At 71.9% G+C, this 2,107-nt stretch carries 2 protein-coding genes; both read right to left on the reverse strand.

Features of this window, described 5'->3' with window-relative positions; all coding sequences use genetic code 11:
• Positions 1-169: 169 nt before the first annotated feature.
• Positions 170-742 carry a hypothetical protein gene (locus tag E1267_RS43500; protein WP_132342128.1) on the reverse strand — a complete coding sequence of 191 codons (573 nt, stop codon included), beginning with the start codon at positions 740-742 and terminating at the stop codon, positions 170-172.
• Between the two features lie 97 nt (positions 743-839).
• Positions 840-1,874: a fatty acid desaturase family protein gene (locus E1267_RS43505; RefSeq protein ID WP_132342130.1), complete on the reverse strand. Its 1,035-nt coding sequence runs from the start codon at positions 1,872-1,874 to the stop codon at positions 840-842.
• Positions 1,875-2,107: the final 233 nt, after the last annotated feature.

The raw sequence follows: 2,107 nt of genomic DNA on the forward strand, positions 1-2,107 counted from the left end.
CGGCGGGAAGGGCGAGGACGAGCAGGCAGGCGAGCGCCGCGAGCGCCGCCTTGCGGATGCGTGGCGCGCGGACGGTGAGTAGCGGGAGTGTCATGACAGGTCTCCGGAAAGGTCTCCCGGACGGCCGCGCCCGTGGCGCCGGCGTCCAGGATGCTGGCAGGGCGGCGAGTCAGCGCGGACGCTGGTGCTCGCGGGGCGGGCCGCGCCTGCTGACCGTTCCTGAGACGGTCTCTCCCGCGTACGAGGGGAGGACGGGGGTGGCCGGCGGCCATGACGGCAGGGCGACCTCCACGGGGGCGACGACGAGCAGCCCGACGGCCGGCGGCGGCGTGGCGTACAGGCGGATCACGAGCCACAACGCGCGTTCGCCGCGGTGCAGCCACCACGCCGTCAGCGCCGCCACCGTGAGATGGACCAGCGCCATGCCGGGCTCCGGGTGCGCGTGCGCGGACTCCGGCGCGGGAGCGGGGGCCAGCCGGTCGAAGAGCTGGTGGAGCAGTAGCTGGGTGCCCGCGGTCGCGGCGAGTACGGCGAAGGGACCGCGCTCGCGCCCGTCGATCAGGTAGGCCAGGCCGAGCGCCGCCAGCACCGCGGCGCCGTAGACCGGCAACGGCACCGGCCCGCCGCCCGCCAGCGCGTGCCCGCCCGCCGACACCGCGCCGCAGACGGCCGCGAACACGACCGCGCGCGCGAGCCGCAGCCCGGACGCCGCCGAAGGCGCGGATGATGACGGAGGGGACACAGCCGCCATCCTTACACAGAGCCCGCCCGGTCCCGCTTTCCGCCACCCGGCGGCTCACGGTTTCGGCCGTCACGTGTCCGGCGCCTCACGGGCGCCGTCACGTGGCGGCGGCCTCGCGCAGTTGCCGGCCCACCTCGTGCAGGTGGCGCAGCGCCTGCCCCCACGACTGGAACAGGCCGCACTCGACGTAGTCGATGCCGAGCGACTCGCAGTATTCCCTGACGATGGGCTGCGCCCTGCGCAGGTTCGCGGTGGGCATGCTCGGGAACAGGTGGTGCTCGATCTGGTAGTTCAGGCCGCCGAGCGCGGTGTTGACCAGGCGGCCGCCGCGCACGTTGCGTGAGGTCAGCACCTGGCGCCGCAGGAAGTCGAGCTCGTCCTCGGCGGTGAGCACCGGCATGCCCTTGTGGTTGGGCGCGAACGTGCAGCCCAGGTAGACGCCGTAGCAGGCCTGGTGCACGATGAGGAACGTCAGCGCCAGGCCGGGCGGCAGCACGAGGAACAGCGCGCCTGCGTACGCCAGCACGTGGGCGCTCAGCAGCAGCCCTTCGAGCGTCCTGTTCTTCAGCGACTTCCTGCGCAGCGCGCGGAAGCTCGACACCTTGAGGTTGAGCCCTTCGAGGGTGAGCAGCGGGAAGAACAGGAGCGCCTGCCAGCGGCCCACGAACCTGGGCAGCCCGCGGCTGGCCTCGGCCTGCCTCTCCGACCAGACGAGGAAGTCGGGCGAGACGTCGGGATCGCGGTCCTCGTGGTTGGGGTTGGCGTGGTGGCGGGTGTGCTTGTCCATCCACCAGCCGTAGCTGAGCCCGATGGCCAGGTTGCCGGTGATCAGCCCGGCGATTCTGCTGATGCGCCGCGAACGGGAGATCTGCCCGTGCGCCAGGTCGTGGGCCAGCAGGGTGACCTGCCCGAACGTCACGGCCATGAGGACGGCGACGGCCAGCTGCCACCACGAGTCGCCGACCCAGGCGAACAGCGCCCAGCTTGCCGCGAACAGGCCGGCGACCATGGTGATCCTGGCCGTGTAGTAGCCAGGCCGCTTCCTCAGCAGGCCCTCCTGCGCGATACGGCGCGACAGCCTGGCGAAGTCGCTTCCTCTCTCTCCTGATGGCCGGGCACGGGACGTGTCCACCACAGTCAAAGTCTTCTCCGATGCTGATGCTTCGTATGGGGAATACCTACAGCATCGCTGACAACTCGACCGGATGTGACTCCCGCTGTCACCCTTCCTGAGGGTAGGGCAGGCCCTACCACGGACGCCGGATCGACGCCCCCGCCGCCTGGGCGTGGGCTGCCGTCACCTTCGGGGTGGGGCGGGCGGCGGGGACGCCCGGCTCATATGCCCGGCTCAGATCGGTTGCAGGG

Source organism: Nonomuraea longispora (assembly GCF_004348345.1).
GTDB lineage: Bacteria > Actinomycetota > Actinomycetes > Streptosporangiales > Streptosporangiaceae > Nonomuraea > Nonomuraea longispora.